Below are 15,968 nucleotides of genomic sequence, written 5' to 3'. Positions count from 1 at the left end.
GGCCCGCCGACGGGTTATGGCACCAGTACGATTCGGCCCCGCAGGCCGCCCTTGGCGAACCGGGCGTGCGCCTCGGACGCCTGCTCGAAGGGCAGGACGTCGGCGACCCGGAGAGTGAGGTGACCCCGCTCGACCAGCCGGACCAGCTCGCGGAGCTGGGCGCCGTCGCTGTGCAGGCCGACGATCTCCATCCGGATGCCGCGCTCGGCCGGCGGTGTGGCCGGCGGTATGACGCTGACGAACACCCCGCCGTCGCGGACCGCTCCGAGCACGGCGGTGCCGAGCACGGCGGCGTCGAGCAGCCCGTCGACACCGTCGGGCGTGATCGCGCGCAGGGCGCCGGCCGGGTCGTCGCTCCGGGGTACGTAACGGGCGTCGCGCGAGGTCAGGAACCGCTCGTCCGGTGCCGAGCCGATCGCCAGCACCCGGATGCCACGCAACCGGGCCAGCTCGACGGCGTATCCGCCGACCGCGCCGCCGGCGCCGGTGATCGCGAGGGTCTGCCCTCGGGCGAGGCCGAGCAGGTCCAGGGCCTGGACGGCGGTGAGGGCGTTGGCCGGCAGGGTCGCCGCCTCCTGCGGAGTCACCCGGGCCGGGGCGGGAGCCAGCGCCGTGGCGGGCAGCACGACGAACTCGGCGTGGGTGCCGACCCGGGTGGCGAGCCAGTCGGAGAGCCCGACCACCGGCTGGCCGGGGCCGAGGTCCTCGACTCCTGGGCCGAGGTCCTCGACTCCGGGGCCGACCGCGTCGACGACGCCGGCGACGTCCCAGCCGGGAACGTACGTCGGTCCCGGCGGCACCATCGGGCCGAAGGCTCCGGATCGTACGGCCAGGTCGGCGGGTTGTACGGGAGCGGCCTGGACCCGGATCCGGACCTGACCGGCGAGCGGTTCGGGCCGGGCGACGTCGACGACGGACAGTACCTCTGGGCCACCGAAGGAGGTGAACGCCACGGCTCTCATAGTGTCTCCAGGAAGTCGGTGGGAGAATTAGTTAACCACATAAAGATTATGTGCATAACTAGTTTCTGGCGCAACCCGGAGGTCCACGGTGGAGTACGAACAGGCCGACGCGCTCAACGGAGCGATCCGGGTGATCGCCATCCGGCACCGGGCCCGTGCCGCGGCGAAACTGGCCGAACTCGGGCTGCATCCGGGGCACGAGGCGGTCCTGCTGCTGCTCGACGCGTACGGGCCGCAGACCCAGAAGCAGTTGGCCGTCGGGGCCGGCTGTGAGCCCCCCAGCATCACCCTGATGGTGCGCAAACTGGAGGCGGCGGGTCTGCTGAGCCGGCGCTCCTCGACCGAGGACGCCCGGGCGGTCGTGGTCGCGCTGACCGACGAGGGACGGGCCGTCATCGCGCCGCTGAAGGCGCTGTGGCAGGAACTCGCGGACGAGACTGTCGCCAGCCTGACCAGCACCAGCGCCGAGCAACTTCTCGCCGTACTGACCGATCTCGCCAACGGTCTGCGCAGCCCGGCGGTGGGCGACGGGTCGGTCTGAGCCGACACCGACCTTCCCGGGCCCGGCTGCCCGCAGCGGCCGGCTCCGGGGCTAACCTGCCCAGGTGACCGACCAACAGCAGGTGACCGAGCAACAGCAGGCCGCGGATCGGAAATGGCCGTGGCCGGTCGGGGCGGCGACCGGCATCGGATCGATGCCCGGCACCGACATCGCCGAGGCGCAGCGGATCGTGTTGGGCGAGCTGGCCCTGCCGCACCTGCCCGAACTGCCCGCGCGGGGACCCGGCGCCGACCTGATCGGACGGACCGCCGGGCTGCTGGTGGACCTGCCGGTCGAGCTGTACGCGGCCCGGTGGCGGATCGCCGGACGCCCGGGTCGGGACCTGCGCCGCGCCCTCGACTTCCTGGAGCGCGACCTGGACCAGATGACCGAGCAGGCCGGCGAGTTCACCGGCACCTTCAAGGTTCAGGCGGCCGGGCCGCTCACCCTGGCAGCCGGCCTGGAACGGCCGGTCGGCGGGCGGATGCTCCGGGATCCGGGCGCGGTCCGGGACCTCACCGAGTCGCTCGCCGACGGGCTGCGGGCGCACGTGACCGAGGTACGCCGCCGGCTGCCCCGGGCCACGGTACTGCTCCAGCTCGACGAGCCGACGATGCCCGCCGTACTGGCCGGACGAATTCCGACCGAGAGCGGGCTGGGGGCGTACCGGCCGATCGAGTCGAGCACCGCCACCGGACTGCTCCGGACCGTCGTCGAGGCGGTCGGCGTACCGGTCGTCGTGCACTGCTGCGCGCCGGACGTACCGCTGGAACTGATCCGGTCCACCGGAGCTGTCGCGGTCGCGCTCGACCTGCAACTGGTGGACCGGCTCGATCCGGTCGGTGAGGCGATCGACGCGGGCCTCGGGCTGTTCGCCGGGGCGGCACCGACGCTGCCTCCGCCGTCCGGCCAGGAGCCGTCGTCGGCCCAGGTCGCCGAGCGGGTACGCCAGGTCTGGGACCGGCTCGGCTTCCCCCGGGCCCAGCTGGCGGAACAGGTCGTCGTGACTCCGGCCTGCGGGCTGGCCGGTGCCTCCGACGGGTACGCCCGGACCGTGCTCACCGCCTGCCGGGACGCGGGCCGGCGACTCGCCGAGGAGTAGGTTTTCGTCGTACCGGCGCGGCAGGATGAGGGAATGATTGGTCGACTACGCACCGTGGTGATCGACTGTCCGGACCCGCGCGCCCTCGCCGGCTTCTACTCCGAACTGCTCGGCCTGCCGGTCGACGATTCCGGCGCCGACGACGAGGACGGCTGGACCGTGGTCGGAGGAGGACCCGGCCAGCATCCCCGGCTCGCCTTCCAACGGGCGAAAAACCTGCGGGAGCCGCGCTGGCCCGACCCGAGCCGGCCGCAGCAGTTTCACCTCGACGTGACCGTCGAGGACATCGACGCGGCCGAGGCGCAGGTGTTGAAGCTCGGGGCCACCCGGCTGCCCGGCCAGGGCGAGGGCTGGCGGGTGTACGCCGATCCGTCCGGCCACCCGTTCTGCCTCTGCTGGGACGAGTGAGCCGTACGTCGCCGGGGGTCGGACCTGCGGGTGGCAGCAGCCCGACGGCTGGTGGATGATGGCCGCCATGGTTGATCAGGTCACCGGTCCGCCGGGCACCCCTGTCGACGTGCGACGCGCCTCCGGATCGCTGTTCGGACTGGCCTACGGGGACGCCCTCGGGGCGCCGACCGAGTTCCTGCCGCTGGCCGAGATCGAGCGGCGGTACGGGCCGGGCGGCCCGCGTGACCTGGTCGGGGAGCCGGCCCGGGTCACCGACGACACCCAGCTGGGCCTGGCGGTCGGCTGGGCGCTGCACGAGGCCGGCACGGCGACCACCCCGGAGGTGCTGGAGCCGTTGCTCCGGCAGAACTTCGTGGCCTGGGCAAACAGCCCGGAGAACAATCGTGCGCCCGGGATGACCTGCCTGCGGGCCTGCGGCGGGCTGGCCGAGGGGCTGCGCTGGCAGGAAGCGACGATCGCCGGCTCGAAGGGTTGCGGGGCCAACATGCGGGTCACGCCCGTCGGACTGGTGCCCGGATACGACCTGGACACCCTCGCCGGGGTCGCCCAGCTACAGGCCGGACTGACCCACGGGCATCCGACCGGGCTCGCCGCGAGCGAGCTGACCGCGTACGCCGTCCGGGTGTTGCGGGACGGCGCGGCCCTGCCCGACCTCCCCGGCCTGCTGCGGCGCCGGGCCGAGGAACAGCGCACGGTCTACCGGGCGGACTGGTTGGGCGACCTGTGGCAGCGGCCCGCGGTCGACGACCCGACGAGCTTCATCTCTCGGGGCTGGGACGAGTGCCTGTCGGTGCTGGACCGGCTCGACTCGGCGCTGGCCCGGCCCGACGACGGCACCGATCCGTGCGAGGCCACCGGAGCGGGCTGGATCGCCGAGGAGGCCCTGGCCACCGCGCTGCTCTGCGCCGTCCGGCACCACGACGACCCGGTCTCGGCACTGGCCCGCGCCGCCACGACCTCCGGAGACTCGGACTCCATCGCCTGCCTGGCCGGCGCCTTCGTCGGTGCGGCGTACGGCATGGCGGCCTGGCCGATCGACTGGCCCGACCGGATCGAGTACGCCGACCAGCTCACCGCCCTCGGCACCGCCTGGGACTGAGCGAGCCCGCCTCCTGTGTGGGCGGACCCGGCGTTCGGCCGGATCGCCTAAGATCCTCTGGGCATGGCGGCCAATCGGGGAACGCGTCCGCCGGTTGGGCCGATCATGGCGGGGAAGGTCCGATGAGCGGCACCGAGGCCGGACTGTGGACACTGCTCGCCGGAACCGACCACATGGCACCCGGACCGGCGCGGACGGCGCTGCTCGAGGACATCATGTGGCGCGCGGACATCGGCGGCCACGCCAAGCTCGCCTCTGTCGCGCGCCGCCTGGTCGCCGATGCGTACTGCCAGGACGGTCAGTGGGAGCGGGCGTTCCCGCTGTTCGACCAGTGCCTGCGCGAGTTCGACCTCCGGCCCTGGGAGTTCGGCCCGGCCGAGGTGACCGACCTGGTCCGGTGGCTCACCTTCACCGCCCAGTCCATGGCGGACTTCCCGGACATCCCGCTGCGGCAGATCCACGACACCCACCAGGAGTTGGAACAACGGCTCCGGGCAGCCGGGCACAGCTCCCGCGGCCTGTACGCGGCGCGACGCCGGCTGGCCCAGATGATCGGCGACTGGGATGCGGAGGAGCGGGCGTACCGGCAGTGGATCGCGGCCGGTGGACCGGACCCGGACGACGTGTGGGACTTCGAGGCCGACCTCGAACGACTGGTGCTGCGCGGCGACGCGGCGTCGATGGCCCGGGCGTACGCCCTTGCCGAGCCGGTGCTCTCCGGTGGGCGGCGGTTCACCGAGCCGGCGGTGCCGGTCCAGTGCCTGATGCTGCTGCCGCTGGTCCGGGCCGGCGAGCACCGGAAGGCGGCGCTGGTCGAGCGGCGGATCCGGCGGGCGATGGCCCAGGGCGCGCACCGCTACGAGTACCTCGGGATGCTGGTCGAGTTCTACGCGCACACCGGCAACGAGGACGCCGGGATCGATCTGCTGGGGCTGATGGAGGGCTTCGACGCGTTCGAACGGCCGAGCGGCAAGCTGGAGTTCGCCACCGCCGTCGCGGTGCTGACCGGGCGGCTGATGGCGCTCGGCCGGGGCGGGACGCTGATCGACCTCGGTGACGGCCGGGGGCCGGTCTCCTTCGAGGCGTTGCACGACCGGACCCGGGGGATCGCCCTGGACCTGGCCGCCCGGTTCGACACCCGCAACGGCAGCACCGCGTACGGCGACCGGATCAGGGCGCGGCTCGTGGCAGAGCCGGTGGCCGACTTCGTGCCGCTCCGGCAGGGCAGCCGTCGACGGGTCGGCCTGCTGCCGCCGCCCGGCCTCTCCGACGAGCAGGTGCTGGACCGGGCGGAGTGGCACAACCACCGCTGCGAACCCGACGAGGCACGGGCCTGCCTGGCTGCCGTCGGGGACCTGCCGGAGCGGCTGGCGGCCCGTGCGGTGGAGTTGCGGGCGATGTTTTTCCAGAGCCCGGAGACCGAGTCCGGGTTGCGCTGGGCGGCCGAGGTGCACCAGCGGTACGGCGACCGTCAGCGGTCCCTGCTCACCCGCTGCTGGCTCGGCCTCTGGGTGGCGTACGACGGACGTGCCGAGGAGGGCGTGGCGTTGACGGCGGAGGCCGTGGCGGGGCTGCGCGACGACGGGTCCGAGTGGGCCCGCGCCTGGGGCGAGCACTGGCTGGCGCACGTTCTGGCCGGCCAGGGGCGCCGCGACGAGGCGTACGCCGCGCTGCGGCGGGCCGAGGCACACGCGACGCGGTCCGGCGATCCGCTGGTCGTCGGCGTGGTCGCCGGCCTGGAGGCGACGTGGCGGAACGCCGACCTCGCCGATCCCCGGCAGGTGATCGAGCTGGCCACCTCGGCCACCGAGTCCTTCGTCGCCGCGTCGGCCGGGCAGCGGGCGGTGGAGGCCGTCGAGCAGCTCCGGATCGGCGCCGTTCGGGCCGGAGCCGAGCGGGAGTTCGCCGCCTTCGTCGACCGGCAGCTGGCGGCGCCGGCCGTGGAGTCGATCGATCGGCTTCGCGGACACCTGCGTTATCTGCGTGGCCGGCGGCTCATCGACGCCGGACGGGCCGCCGAGGCGGTCGACGACCTCTACGAGGCGGTCGGGCTGGCGGCATCGACGGGGCAGGACGGCGCGGAGCTGTGGTACCACCTGGTCGTCGCCGCTCACGCCGACGGCCGGTTCGCCGAGGCGGTCGACGCGGGCCTGCGAGTCACGGACTGGTTGGACCGGCTGCGCGAGACCGGTGATCCGGCCGGGATCGAGTGGGCGGACAACTGCCGGCTGTTGCTCGCCGACAGCTATCGCGGGATCGGCGAGCGGGTGGTCGCGCTCGACGAGTACGAACGGGTCGTCCGGAACATCGAGGACCACACCGGGGGCGTCGGCGTGCCCCCGGCCAGGGCGCTCTCGGCGATCGCCGAGCTCTACGCCGAGCTGGACCGGGGCGGGTAGCCCGGCCCGCGCCGGTGCGCTTGTGCCGGAGGCGGTTCCGTCGGCCGGGTGTGCGGGTCGGGCCGGACGGTTACGGTTGCGGGGAGCGCGATCACGGAGGTCGACGGTGTCTGAGGAAGCGATCCCGCAGCAGGTCAGCGCCGCACAGGAGGCGGCGGCCGGCGCGGAGCCGACGGCGGGGGCCCGGGAGCGGCACGCCGCACTGAGTACCGAGATCACCGATCATCAGTACCGCTACTACGTGCTCGACGCGCCGATCGTCTCGGACGCCGAATTCGACGAGCTGCTGCGTGAGCTGGAGGCGCTGGAGAACAGGTTTCCCGCGCTGCGTACCCCGGAGTCACCGACCCAGCGGGTCGGGGGCACCTTCTCTACGCTGTTCACCCCGGTCGCCCACGTCGAACGAATGATGTCGCTGGACAACGCGTTCGCCCCGGAGCAGTTGGCCGGGTGGGTGGAGCGGATCGAGCGGGACGCCGGAGGCCCGGTCGACTACCTGTGCGAGCCGAAGGTCGACGGGCTGGCGATCAACCTGACGTACGAACGGGGTCGGCTGGTCCGGGCCGCCACCCGGGGCGACACCCGGACCGGCGAGGACGTCACCGCGAACGTCCGGACCATCCGGGAGGTGCCGGAGCGGCTGACCGACGGTACCGACCCGGTCCCCGAGCTGCTGGAGGTGCGCGGCGAGATCTACTTCCCGGTCGAGGCGTTCGCCGACCTCAACGCCGGCCTGGTCGAGCAGGGCCGGCCGCCGTTCGCCAATCCCCGCAACGCCGCGGCGGGGAGCCTGCGTCAGAAGGATCCCCGGATCACCGCGTCCCGACCGCTGCGGCTGGTCGTGCACGGTCTCGGAGCGCGCCAGGGCTTCGAGCCGGTGGCCCAGTCCGAGGCGTACGCGGCGCTGAAGGCCTGGGGGCTGCCGACCAGTTCCCGTTGGCGGGTCGTGCCGGACCTGGCCGGGATCCAGGGCTACATCGACTACTACGCGAAGCACCGGCACGACGTCGAGCACGAGATCGACGGTGTGGTGATCAAGGTCGACCCGGTCGCCATCCAGGGCCGGCTGGGCTCGACCAGCCGGGCGCCCCGGTGGGCGATCGCCTACAAGTACCCGCCGGAGGAGGTGACCACCAGGCTTCTCGACATCGCCGTCAACATCGGTCGGACCGGCCGGGTCACCCCGTTCGCCGAACTCGAACCGGTCAAGGTGGCCGGCTCCACGGTGGCTCGGGCGACCCTGCACAACGCGCACGAGGTGGAGCGCAAGGGCGTGCTGATCGGCGACACGGTGGTGGTACGCAAGGCGGGCGACGTGATCCCGGAGGTGCTCGGGCCGATCGTGGACCTGCGTCCCGCCGATGCCCGCCGGTTCGTGATGCCGACCCACTGCCCGGCCTGCGGCACCGAGCTGGCGCCGGCCAAGGAGAGCGACGTCGACATCCGGTGCCCGAACACCCGGACCTGTCCAGCCCAGCTTCGTGAGCGGATCTTCTACCTGGCCAGCCGGGAGGCGCTCGACATCGAGGTGCTCGGCTTCAAGGCGGCGGGTGCGCTGCTCGACTCGGCGGAGATCCCCGACGAGGGTGACCTGTTCGGGCTCGACTCCGAGCGGCTCGCCCGGGTGCCCTTCTTCGTCAAGAAGGACGGCAGCCTGGGCAGCAACGCGCGTAAGTTGCTGGACAGCCTCGCGGAGGCGAAGCAGCGGCCACTCTGGCGCGTGCTGGTGGCGCTGTCGATCCGGCACGTCGGCCCCACTGCGGCCCAGGCGCTGGCCCGGGAGTTCGGCTCGATGGCGGCGATCGAGGCGGCGAGCGAGGCGGAACTGTCGGCCGTGGACGGTGTCGGCCCGACGATCGCGGCCGGCCTGCGGGAGTGGCTGGCGGTCGACTGGCACCGGGAGGTGGTGCGGAAGTGGGCCGAGGCCGGCGTACGGATGGCGGAGGAGCGCGTCGCCGAGGGGCCGCGCCCGTTGGAGGGTCTGACCGTGGTGGTGACGGGGACCCTCTCGGGCTTCACCCGGGACCGGGCGGCGGAGGCGGTGCAGGCCCAGGGCGGCAAGGTGAGCGGTTCGGTTTCGAAGAAGACCGACTTCGTGGTGGTCGGCGAGAATCCGGGTTCGAAGGCGGAGAAGGCCGCGGCACTCAAGGTGCCTATGCTCGACGAGGCGGGCTTCGCCGCGCTGCTCGGGGAGGGTCCCGAAGCGGCAGGTAGGCTCGCAATAAGTAACGATTAGTGATTGAGTAATCAGCTCTCCGTCAACAAAGGCACCCAAGCAAGATGCGCAGTATTTCAAGTTAGTCACGACTCGACCCGATTCGCGTCTGTCGCCCCCCGCGCGGCATGGGTCAGGGCGTTTCATGGGAGGCATGCCGCGCGGTACCGGCCGCGCCCTGGACCGAAAGGCTCGGGAGGTCCCATGGAGGCCGCCGTGCTGCGGAACTCCGTCCCTCCGAATCGGACGGCGCCGTTCTTCGGTTTCGTCTGGGTGGTCGTCGGCCTGGCCGCCGGAGTTTCCGCCGTCCCGCTCAGCGGGCTGCCCGCGCAGATTCCCGAGCTGCCCGTGGCGTTCTGGCTGATGGCGGTGCTCGCGGTCACCTTCGACGCCCGTCCGTTCAGCCCGCACGGCGAGCGGCAGAGCCAGTCCGTCTTCCCGTCGATCTGCTTCACCTTTGCGATCGGGCTCGAATGGGGACTCGGGCCGGCGATCGCCGTACAGGCGGCGGCGGTGGTGGTCTCCGGCTGGCGGATGCGGTACGCCGCCTGGCGGACGATCTTCAACATCGGCCAGTACGCCTGCTCCCTGGCCGCGGCCGACGTGGTCATCCGGCTCACCCCCCACGGTGGGCCCGGGTCCGAGAGCCAGCTGCGGCTGGTCGACGTCGCCATCGCCATCGGCGCCGGAGCCGCCTGGCTGACCGTCAACCACGGCCTCGTCGCCACCGCCGTACGGATGCGCTTCGGCGGCCGGTGGCGGTCCCGGATCCGGCAGGGGCTCGGCTTCGAGCTACTCGCCACCGGATCCCTGCTGCTGCTCGGCCCGGTGCTGGTCGCCGCCGCCCGGTCCAGCGCCGCGCTGATTCCGATGATCGTGCTGCCGCTCTACGCGGTCTCCCGGATGGCCCGGCTCTCGGCCGAACGGGAGCAGCTCGCCCGGCTGGATCCGCTGACCGGGCTGGCCAACCGCAAGGCGCTGCTCGACGCGGTCACCGAGCAGTTGTCGATCCATGCCGAGTTGGCCGGCAAGGAGGCGCCGGGCGGCCAGCTGGCGCTGCTGCTACTCGACCTGGACCGGTTCAAGCACGTCAACGACGCCCTCGGGCACGCGGTCGGTGACCGCCTGCTGGTCGAGGTCACCCACCGGCTGACCGCCGTGGTACGCCCGCAGGACGTGATCGCCCGGCTCGGCGGCGACGAGTTCGCCATCGTGGCGACCCGGCTGTGCGGGGTGGACGACGCCCGCCAACTCGCCGACCGGATCGTCGGAGCCCTGACCGAGCCGGTTCCGCTGGACGGGCTGCCGCTCGACGTCGGCGGGTCGATCGGGATCGCGCTCTACCCCGAGCACGGCGCCGACTTCGCCACCCTGATGCGGCACGCCGACGTGGCGATGTACGACGCGAAACACCGTGGCGATCCGGTGGCGGTCTACGCCGCGGAATCCGACCACAACTCCGCCGAGCGGTTGAGCCTGCTGGCCGACCTGCGCCGGGTGTTGGAGACCGGTGGCACCGCCCCGCCGCCCGCCGGGGCGGGCCCGTCCGACGGCGACGCCACTGCGTCGACCTCCGCCGTGGCCGGCGGCGACGCGGGCGAGATCACCCTCTACTACCAGCCCCAGGTCGCGATCGACACCGGTGAGGTGATCGGGGTGGAGGCGCTGCTGCGCTGGCGGCACCCCCGGCGCGGCATGGTCGACCCGGAGGAGCTGATCCGGGTCGCGGAGCAGAGCGCGGTGATGCGGCTGCTGACCCGCCGGGTCATCGACGACGTCGTGGAGCAACTGGCGAAGTGGGCCGCCGCCGGGCTGGAACTGCGGGCCGCGGTCAACGTCAGCGTCCGCGACCTGCACACCGGGGAGATCGCCGACCAGATCGCCGAACGACTCGCCCAGTACGGCGTACCGCCGTCACGGATCCAGTTGGAGATGACCGAGGGGGCGCTGATGGCGGATCCGCGCCGGGTCCTCGCCACCATCACCCGACTGGACCGGATCGGGGTGGCGATCGCGCTGGACGACTTCGGCACCGGCTACTCCTCGATGCAGCACCTGCGCCGGCTGCCACTGGCGGAGGTGAAGGTCGACCGGTCGTTCGTACTCGGGATGGCGGCCGACGCCGACGACGCGGCGATCGTCCGGTCGGTGATCGAGCTGGCCGGAGCCCTCGGGTTGCGGGTCGTCGCCGAGGGGGTGGAGGACGAGCGCACCTGGCGGCTGCTGCACGCGGCGGGCTGCGACGCGGCCCAGGGCTGGTTCTTCGCCCGGCCGATGCCGGCGGAGGACCTGGTCACCTGGCTGGCCCGGTACCGGCCGATCAGCCCGAGTGGGGGCGGCGCGGCCCGGGCCGACCGGCGAGCCGCGCCGGAGGCAGCACCGGCGGCCCGGGTCGATCTTCCGGTGGAGTCGGTGGAGCCACCGACGGTGCTGATCGAGGCCGTGGAGGCCCCGGTCCGGCCGGGGCCGGCCGAGTCGATCGCCGGGTTGCATCCGAGCGTGGAGTGAGCCATGGCACCCACGCCCGGAGGATCTTCGGGGGAGCCGGGGACGGCGGCGGTCGGGGTCACAAATAGACTCGCTCGGGTCACGGCGCGCGTGCCACGCTGCGCCGGGAAGACGTCGGCGTGAGCCGCGTAGACGCCTAAGGCATGAAGGGGGCACCGATGTCCGCCATCTCCCGCGAGGAGGTCGCGCACCTGGCGCGGCTGTCGCGGCTCGCCGTCACGGAAGAGGAACTGGCAACCTTTGCCGGCCAGCTCGACGTGATCCTGCAGGCCGTCGCCCGGGTCGGTGAGGTGGCAGCCGCCGACGTCCCGCCCACCACACACTCCGTACCGCTGACGAACGTGCTTCGCGAGGACGTGGTGGTGCCCGGCCTGACCAGGGCCGAGGCGCTCTCCGGGGCGCCGGACAGCGAGGAGGACCGGTTCCGGGTGCCGCGCATCCTGGACGAGGACGAGCCGCCGAGTCCGCGCGGTGAGGGCCCGGCGGACTCCGAAGGGAAGGCGTGACCACCATGGCTGACGTGACCAGGATGACCGCGACCGAGATCGCGGCCGTCATCGCCTCCGGCGAGGCGTCCGCGGTCGAGGTGACCCAGGCCCACCTGGACCGGATCGCGGCGGTGGACGAGCGGGTGAACGCCTTCCTGCACGTCGACACCGAAGGGGCGCTGGAGTCGGCCCGAGCGGTCGACGCCCGGCGTGCGGCCGGGGAGGAACTCGGACCGCTGGCCGGGGTGCCGGTGGCGGTCAAGGACGTGCTCACCACCAAGGGCGTACCGACCACGGTCGGATCGAAGATCCTGGAGAACTGGCGCCCGCCCTACGACTCGACGATCGTGCAGCGGCTCCGCGCCGCCGGCACGGTGATGCTCGGCAAGACCAACATGGACGAGTTCGCGATGGGCTCCTCCACGGAGTACTCGGCGTACGGGCCGACGGGGAACCCGTGGGACCTGGGCCGGATCCCGGGCGGCTCCGGCGGGGGCAGCGCCGCCGCGCTGGCCGCGTACGAGGCGCCGCTGGCGATCGGTTCGGACACCGGGGGCTCGATCCGGCAACCGGGCGCGGTCACCGGCACCGTCGGGGCCAAGCCGACCTACGGCGGCACCTCCCGGTACGGCCTGGTGGCGTTCTCGTCCTCGCTCGACACCCCCGGCCCGTGTGCCCGTACCGTGCTGGACGCGGCGCTGCTGCACGCGGCCATCGGCGGGCACGACCCGCGCGACTCCACCTCGATCCCGCTGCCGGTGCCGGACGTGGTCGCCGCCGCGCGGGCCGGCGCCACCGGTGATCTCACCGGGGTACGGCTCGGCCTGGTCACCGAGTTCTCCGGCGAGGGTGCCGAGCCGGGCGTGCTGGCCGTGTTCCGGGAAGCGGTCGATGCGCTGACGAAGCTCGGGGCCGAGGTGGTCGAGGTCTCCTGCCCGCACTTCCAGTACGCGCTGCCGGCGTACTACCTGATCGCGCCGAGTGAGTGCTCCTCGAACCTGGCCCGGTTCGACGGGGTGCGGTTCGGGCTGCGGGTCGGTGACGACGGCGTGCACTCGCTGGAGGAGGTCATGTCGCTGACCCGGGACGCCGGCTTCGGGCCGGAGGTCAAGCGGCGGATCATGCTCGGCACGTACGCCCTGTCGTCGGGCTACTACGACGCCTACTACGGGCAGGCGCAGAAGGTGCGGACCCTGATCACCCAGGACTTCACCACCGCGTTCGAGCAGGTCGACGTGCTGATCTCGCCGACCACCCCGTTCGTGGCGTTCCCGTTCGGCTCGCGTACGTCGGACCCGTACCAGATGTACCTGGCGGACCTGTTCACCATCCCGACCAACCTGTACGGCGGGCCCGGCATCTCGGTGCCGTGCGGGCTCTCCGAGGGGCTGCCGGTCGGGTTGCAGATCATGGCGCCGACAATGGCGGACGACCGGATGTACCGGGTCGGCGCCGCGCTGGAGTCGGTGGTCGGCACCCTCACCCCGCCGGAACTCTGAGCGGAGGTCCGGCTCCCCATCGGACCGGTGGTTGCCGTCCGTCGCGGCCCGAGATCCGGGTACGTCAGGAGAGCGCCTTGTTGCGCATCGTGGCGATCAGAGCGGCGGCCTCCGACGTCTCCGGCACGATCCCGGAGTACCAGCGCATCGAGGTGTCCGGCTCACCCGGACGCTCGCCGGGGCGGCCCTGCCGGTAGATGGAGAGGGTGCCGTCGTCCGACTCGTGCACCCGGACCACCTCGGCCCAGCGCAGCGTCGACTGCTCGCCGGGGCCCAGCCCCCTGCCGTCGACGACGGAGAGCCCGCCCTGCATCACGGCCAGGTTGCCGAAGACCGCCCCGCTGCGGCGCATCGCCGCCTCGGACCGAGGGCTCGGCCCACCCGCCCGGCGGGCTCGGATGGCGTCGACGAACCGGTCCTGATGGCGGTAGCCGTGGTATTCCAGGACCAGCGGTTTGCCGTCGCGTTCGGCGACGATTCGCGCGGCGGCGCCGGTGGCGGTCACGGTGCGGGCCATCCCGGCCGGCATCATGCCGACGGATTCCCGGCTCTGGTCGACCCGCTGGATCTGCTCGAACCGCACCGGGCGAACGATCAGGTCGTGTTCGGGCATCCCGCCGGAGGGATCGGAGAAGGGCCGGGTGATGTCGATCAGGCCGTGCTCGTAGAGCGCGACCCAGCGGTCCGGCCCGTCGGGTGGCAGAAGCCGGGCCGCGATCGGCCCGGACAGCACCAGGCCGAGGATGTGCAGCGTGGCGACGAAGGCGAAGTACGCGCCGTCGGGGTAGAGGCTGTACTGGTGGTAGCGGGAGTACTGCTGGTCCCAGAGCACCCAGAGCAGGCCGACGAAGAGGCCCCCGAGGATCAGCCACAGCCAGCGGGCCCTGAAGCGGATCAGCGGCCGTTCCTGCCGGTGCAGGCTGACCAGCGATCCGAGCTGATGCTTCTCCGCCGTCGGGGCCAGCGCGGAGCCGAGATACCGCTTCACGATCCCTCCCGGCACGCAACTCCCGGCCGCCGGACGCGTGCCGGCAGTGGACGTCGACTCGACGCGTCGATCAACCGCACGATCGCAGAGTACGGCGGCTCGGCCAGATCTCGTGGTGGCCGGACAGCCATCATTTCGGCGTGGTGGTCCGCGATGCCGGTCACAGCCGGGGGCTTATTGCCATGAGTTTGCAATAGTGTGGGTGCGAATCGGTTACTCCGCGATGGGACGACTCATGCCGTACGCCGCCGACCTTGCCGCCACCCGCGAGGGCACCTACTCGGTGCCCGAGTTGGTGATGGCCTGGGGACGCGGCTGGGCCGTTTCCCGGGGCACCTCCGCGCCGGTCGGGGTGTCCGGCGGCTTCCGGGTCGACGTGGGACTGCCGGGCCACCGGGTACGCCACGTGCTGCACACCTACGACGCGGGCTCGCTCGGCCGGCTGGGGCGGGAGTTGACCGACCCGGGCACCTGGATCAAGGCGAGTGGAGATCCGGACGAATTCCGGGCCGCGCTGCCCGACGGCTGGACGGTGGACACCGCCGGATACCTGATGACCGTATGGTTCCGCGAGGGCGCGGTCGAGCCGCGGTCGGGGTACACGATCCGGGTCGACACCGAGCCCGACACCGGGGTCGTCGTCGCGACGGTGCTCGACGGTGCCCGGGAGACGGCGGCGTCCGGGCGGCTGGCGCCGGCCGGCGAGTTCGGCATCGTGGACAAGGTCGAGACCGAGCCGGCGCACCGGCGACGAGGACTGGGCACCGTCGTCATCCGTACCCTCGCCGATCGCGCGGCGGCGGGCGGGATGCGTACCGGGATCCTGGTCGCCACCGACGACGGCCGGGCGCTGTACCGCTCGCTCGGCTGGACGGTGCGCTCCGACGTCCCTGGGGCGTACCGCCCGGAGACGAGCGGTCCGGGTCTCCGGAGGTAGCGCCCGGCTCGTACGGTGGCGCGGTGGACGCGCAAGGATCGAAACAGGAGACGGTGCGGCTGTGGCGGCCGACCGGGCAGGCCGAGCTGGACCTGGTGGCGGCCTCGGGATGGCGGGCCTGGCCGCCGCGCCTGCCCGAGCAACCGATCTTCTACCCGGTCCTCAACCGCTGGTACGCCACCAGAATCGCTCGGGAGTGGAACGTGCCGGCCGGCGGCGTCGGCTACGTCACCTCGTTCGAGGTACGGCGGCAGTTCCTCGACCGCTACCCGGAGCGGCAGGTGGGCGGTGACGAGGTGCGCGAGTACTGGATTCCGGCCGAGGACCTCACCGAGTTCAACGCGAACATCGTGGGTGCGATCGTCGAAGAGGCGGACTACCGGGCGCCGGTGTCGGATGAGGAGTTCGCGGTGGCGGAGGCGGCCGGGGCACCGCTTCCCGCCGCCTGGCGCGGCTACCTGCAGAGCGCGTCGTGGTTCCGCCGTGGTTGGCTGCCCAACGAGCACTACCTCTGGCTCTACCCGCCGGTGGAGGCGATCGAGCTGCTCGACGCCTGGGGCGAGGAGGCGGCTGCCAGGCATCCCAGTGTCGCCATCATCGGGGGCAACGGTTCGCGTGAGCACCTTGCGCTGGACCTGCGCCAGGACCCGGCACCCGTCCTGCTGGTCGAGATCACCAGCGAGGGCTGGGCGGACGCCGTACACCAGGCCGACGACGTGGCGTCCTTCGTGGAACAGGTCGAGTCCGGTCGGTTCGAACTCCGCTGGGAGTAGGAGCGCCCGGTGTCGTGGGTATCGCCCCAGCGACGCCGAAATCCGA

General features: G+C 72.6%; 12 protein-coding genes and 1 pseudogene. 11 read left to right on the top strand and 2 right to left on the bottom strand.

What is annotated here, in order from left to right; all coding sequences use genetic code 11:
* Nucleotides 1-14: 14 nt before the first annotated feature.
* Nucleotides 15-962 (bottom strand): NADP-dependent oxidoreductase, encoded by a 948-nt coding sequence (locus tag ACFP2T_RS15595; protein WP_377422016.1) that lies wholly within the window; start codon nt 960-962, stop codon nt 15-17.
* An 88-nt stretch (nt 963-1,050) separates the two neighbouring features.
* Between ACFP2T_RS15595 and ACFP2T_RS15590 the strand changes: the two genes are divergently transcribed.
* The 9 genes from ACFP2T_RS15590 (at nt 1,051) to gatA (ending at nt 13,224) form a co-directional block, all read left to right on the top strand.
* Nucleotides 1,051-1,503, top strand: coding sequence for a MarR family winged helix-turn-helix transcriptional regulator (locus ACFP2T_RS15590; RefSeq protein WP_377422014.1), 453 nt, complete (start codon nt 1,051-1,053; stop codon nt 1,501-1,503).
* Nucleotides 1,504-1,657: 154 nt separating this feature from the next.
* Nucleotides 1,658-2,605: a uroporphyrinogen decarboxylase/cobalamine-independent methonine synthase family protein gene (locus ACFP2T_RS15585; RefSeq protein WP_377422857.1), complete on the top strand. Its 948-nt coding sequence runs from the start codon at nt 1,658-1,660 to the stop codon at nt 2,603-2,605.
* A 33-nt stretch (nt 2,606-2,638) separates the two neighbouring features.
* Nucleotides 2,639-3,013, top strand: coding sequence for a VOC family protein (locus ACFP2T_RS15580; RefSeq protein WP_377422012.1), 375 nt, complete (start codon nt 2,639-2,641; stop codon nt 3,011-3,013).
* Nucleotides 3,014-3,080: 67 nt separating this feature from the next.
* Nucleotides 3,081-4,115, top strand: a complete 1,035-nt coding sequence (locus ACFP2T_RS15575) for an ADP-ribosylglycohydrolase family protein (RefSeq protein ID WP_377422010.1) — start codon at nt 3,081-3,083, stop codon at nt 4,113-4,115.
* Between the two features lie 122 nt (nt 4,116-4,237).
* Nucleotides 4,238-6,514: a hypothetical protein gene (locus tag ACFP2T_RS15570; RefSeq protein WP_377422008.1), complete on the top strand. Its 2,277-nt coding sequence runs from the start codon at nt 4,238-4,240 to the stop codon at nt 6,512-6,514.
* A 106-nt stretch (nt 6,515-6,620) separates the two neighbouring features.
* Nucleotides 6,621-8,750, top strand: coding sequence for an NAD-dependent DNA ligase LigA (gene ligA / locus ACFP2T_RS15565; RefSeq protein WP_377422006.1), 2,130 nt, complete (start codon nt 6,621-6,623; stop codon nt 8,748-8,750).
* A gap of 183 nt (nt 8,751-8,933) precedes the next feature.
* Nucleotides 8,934-11,237, top strand: a complete 2,304-nt coding sequence (locus ACFP2T_RS15560; protein WP_377422004.1) for a putative bifunctional diguanylate cyclase/phosphodiesterase — start codon at nt 8,934-8,936, stop codon at nt 11,235-11,237.
* A 158-nt stretch (nt 11,238-11,395) separates the two neighbouring features.
* Nucleotides 11,396-11,743: an Asp-tRNA(Asn)/Glu-tRNA(Gln) amidotransferase subunit GatC gene (gatC, locus tag ACFP2T_RS15555; RefSeq protein WP_377422002.1), complete on the top strand. Its 348-nt coding sequence runs from the start codon at nt 11,396-11,398 to the stop codon at nt 11,741-11,743.
* 5 nt (nt 11,744-11,748) lie between these two features.
* On the top strand, nt 11,749-13,224 hold the full coding sequence (gene gatA / locus ACFP2T_RS15550) for an Asp-tRNA(Asn)/Glu-tRNA(Gln) amidotransferase subunit GatA (protein WP_377422000.1): 1,476 nt from the start codon (nt 11,749-11,751) through the stop codon (nt 13,222-13,224).
* 64 nt (nt 13,225-13,288) lie between these two features.
* On the opposite strand, the gene ACFP2T_RS15545 is transcribed toward gatA, so the two are convergent.
* Entirely contained in the window at nt 13,289-14,212 is a 924-nt protein-coding gene (locus tag ACFP2T_RS15545; protein ID WP_377421998.1) for a hypothetical protein, read from the bottom strand.
* Between the two features lie 202 nt (nt 14,213-14,414).
* On the opposite strand from ACFP2T_RS15545, the gene ACFP2T_RS15540 reads away from it, so the two are divergent.
* Together ACFP2T_RS15540 and ACFP2T_RS15535 are read left to right on the top strand one after the other, a co-directional pair.
* Nucleotides 14,415-15,149 carry a GNAT family N-acetyltransferase gene (locus ACFP2T_RS15540; RefSeq protein ID WP_377421996.1) on the top strand — a complete coding sequence of 245 codons (735 nt, stop codon included), beginning with the start codon at nt 14,415-14,417 and terminating at the stop codon, nt 15,147-15,149.
* A gap of 23 nt (nt 15,150-15,172) precedes the next feature.
* A pseudogene (locus tag ACFP2T_RS15535) lies at nt 15,173-15,511 on the top strand (ADP-ribosylation/crystallin J1); the annotation flags it as partial.
* Nucleotides 15,512-15,968 lie beyond the last annotated feature (457 nt).

Origin of the sequence: Plantactinospora solaniradicis (assembly GCF_042658085.1) — a bacterium.
Classification (GTDB): domain Bacteria; phylum Actinomycetota; class Actinomycetes; order Mycobacteriales; family Micromonosporaceae; genus Plantactinospora; species Plantactinospora solaniradicis.
The sequence above is the reverse complement of the archived record's forward strand: the minus strand, read 5'-3'. Positions and strand labels throughout refer to the sequence as shown.

Excerpts from the sequence above, each read along its gene's own strand:
- ACFP2T_RS15595 (WP_377422016.1), bottom strand. The coding sequence starts at position 962 with ATGAGAGCCGTGGCGTTCACCTCCTTCGGTGGCCCAGAGGTACTGTCC.
- ACFP2T_RS15585 (WP_377422857.1), top strand. The coding sequence starts at position 1,658 with ATGCCCGGCACCGACATCGCCGAGGCGCAGCGGATCGTGTTGGGCGAG.
- ACFP2T_RS15580 (WP_377422012.1), top strand. The coding sequence starts at position 2,639 with ATGATTGGTCGACTACGCACCGTGGTGATCGACTGTCCGGACCCGCGC.
- ACFP2T_RS15575 (WP_377422010.1), top strand. The coding sequence starts at position 3,081 with ATGGTTGATCAGGTCACCGGTCCGCCGGGCACCCCTGTCGACGTGCGA.
- ACFP2T_RS15570 (WP_377422008.1), top strand. The coding sequence starts at position 4,238 with ATGAGCGGCACCGAGGCCGGACTGTGGACACTGCTCGCCGGAACCGAC.
- ACFP2T_RS15560 (WP_377422004.1), top strand. The coding sequence starts at position 8,934 with ATGGAGGCCGCCGTGCTGCGGAACTCCGTCCCTCCGAATCGGACGGCG.
- gatC (WP_377422002.1), top strand. The coding sequence starts at position 11,396 with ATGTCCGCCATCTCCCGCGAGGAGGTCGCGCACCTGGCGCGGCTGTCG.
- gatA (WP_377422000.1), top strand. The coding sequence starts at position 11,749 with ATGGCTGACGTGACCAGGATGACCGCGACCGAGATCGCGGCCGTCATC.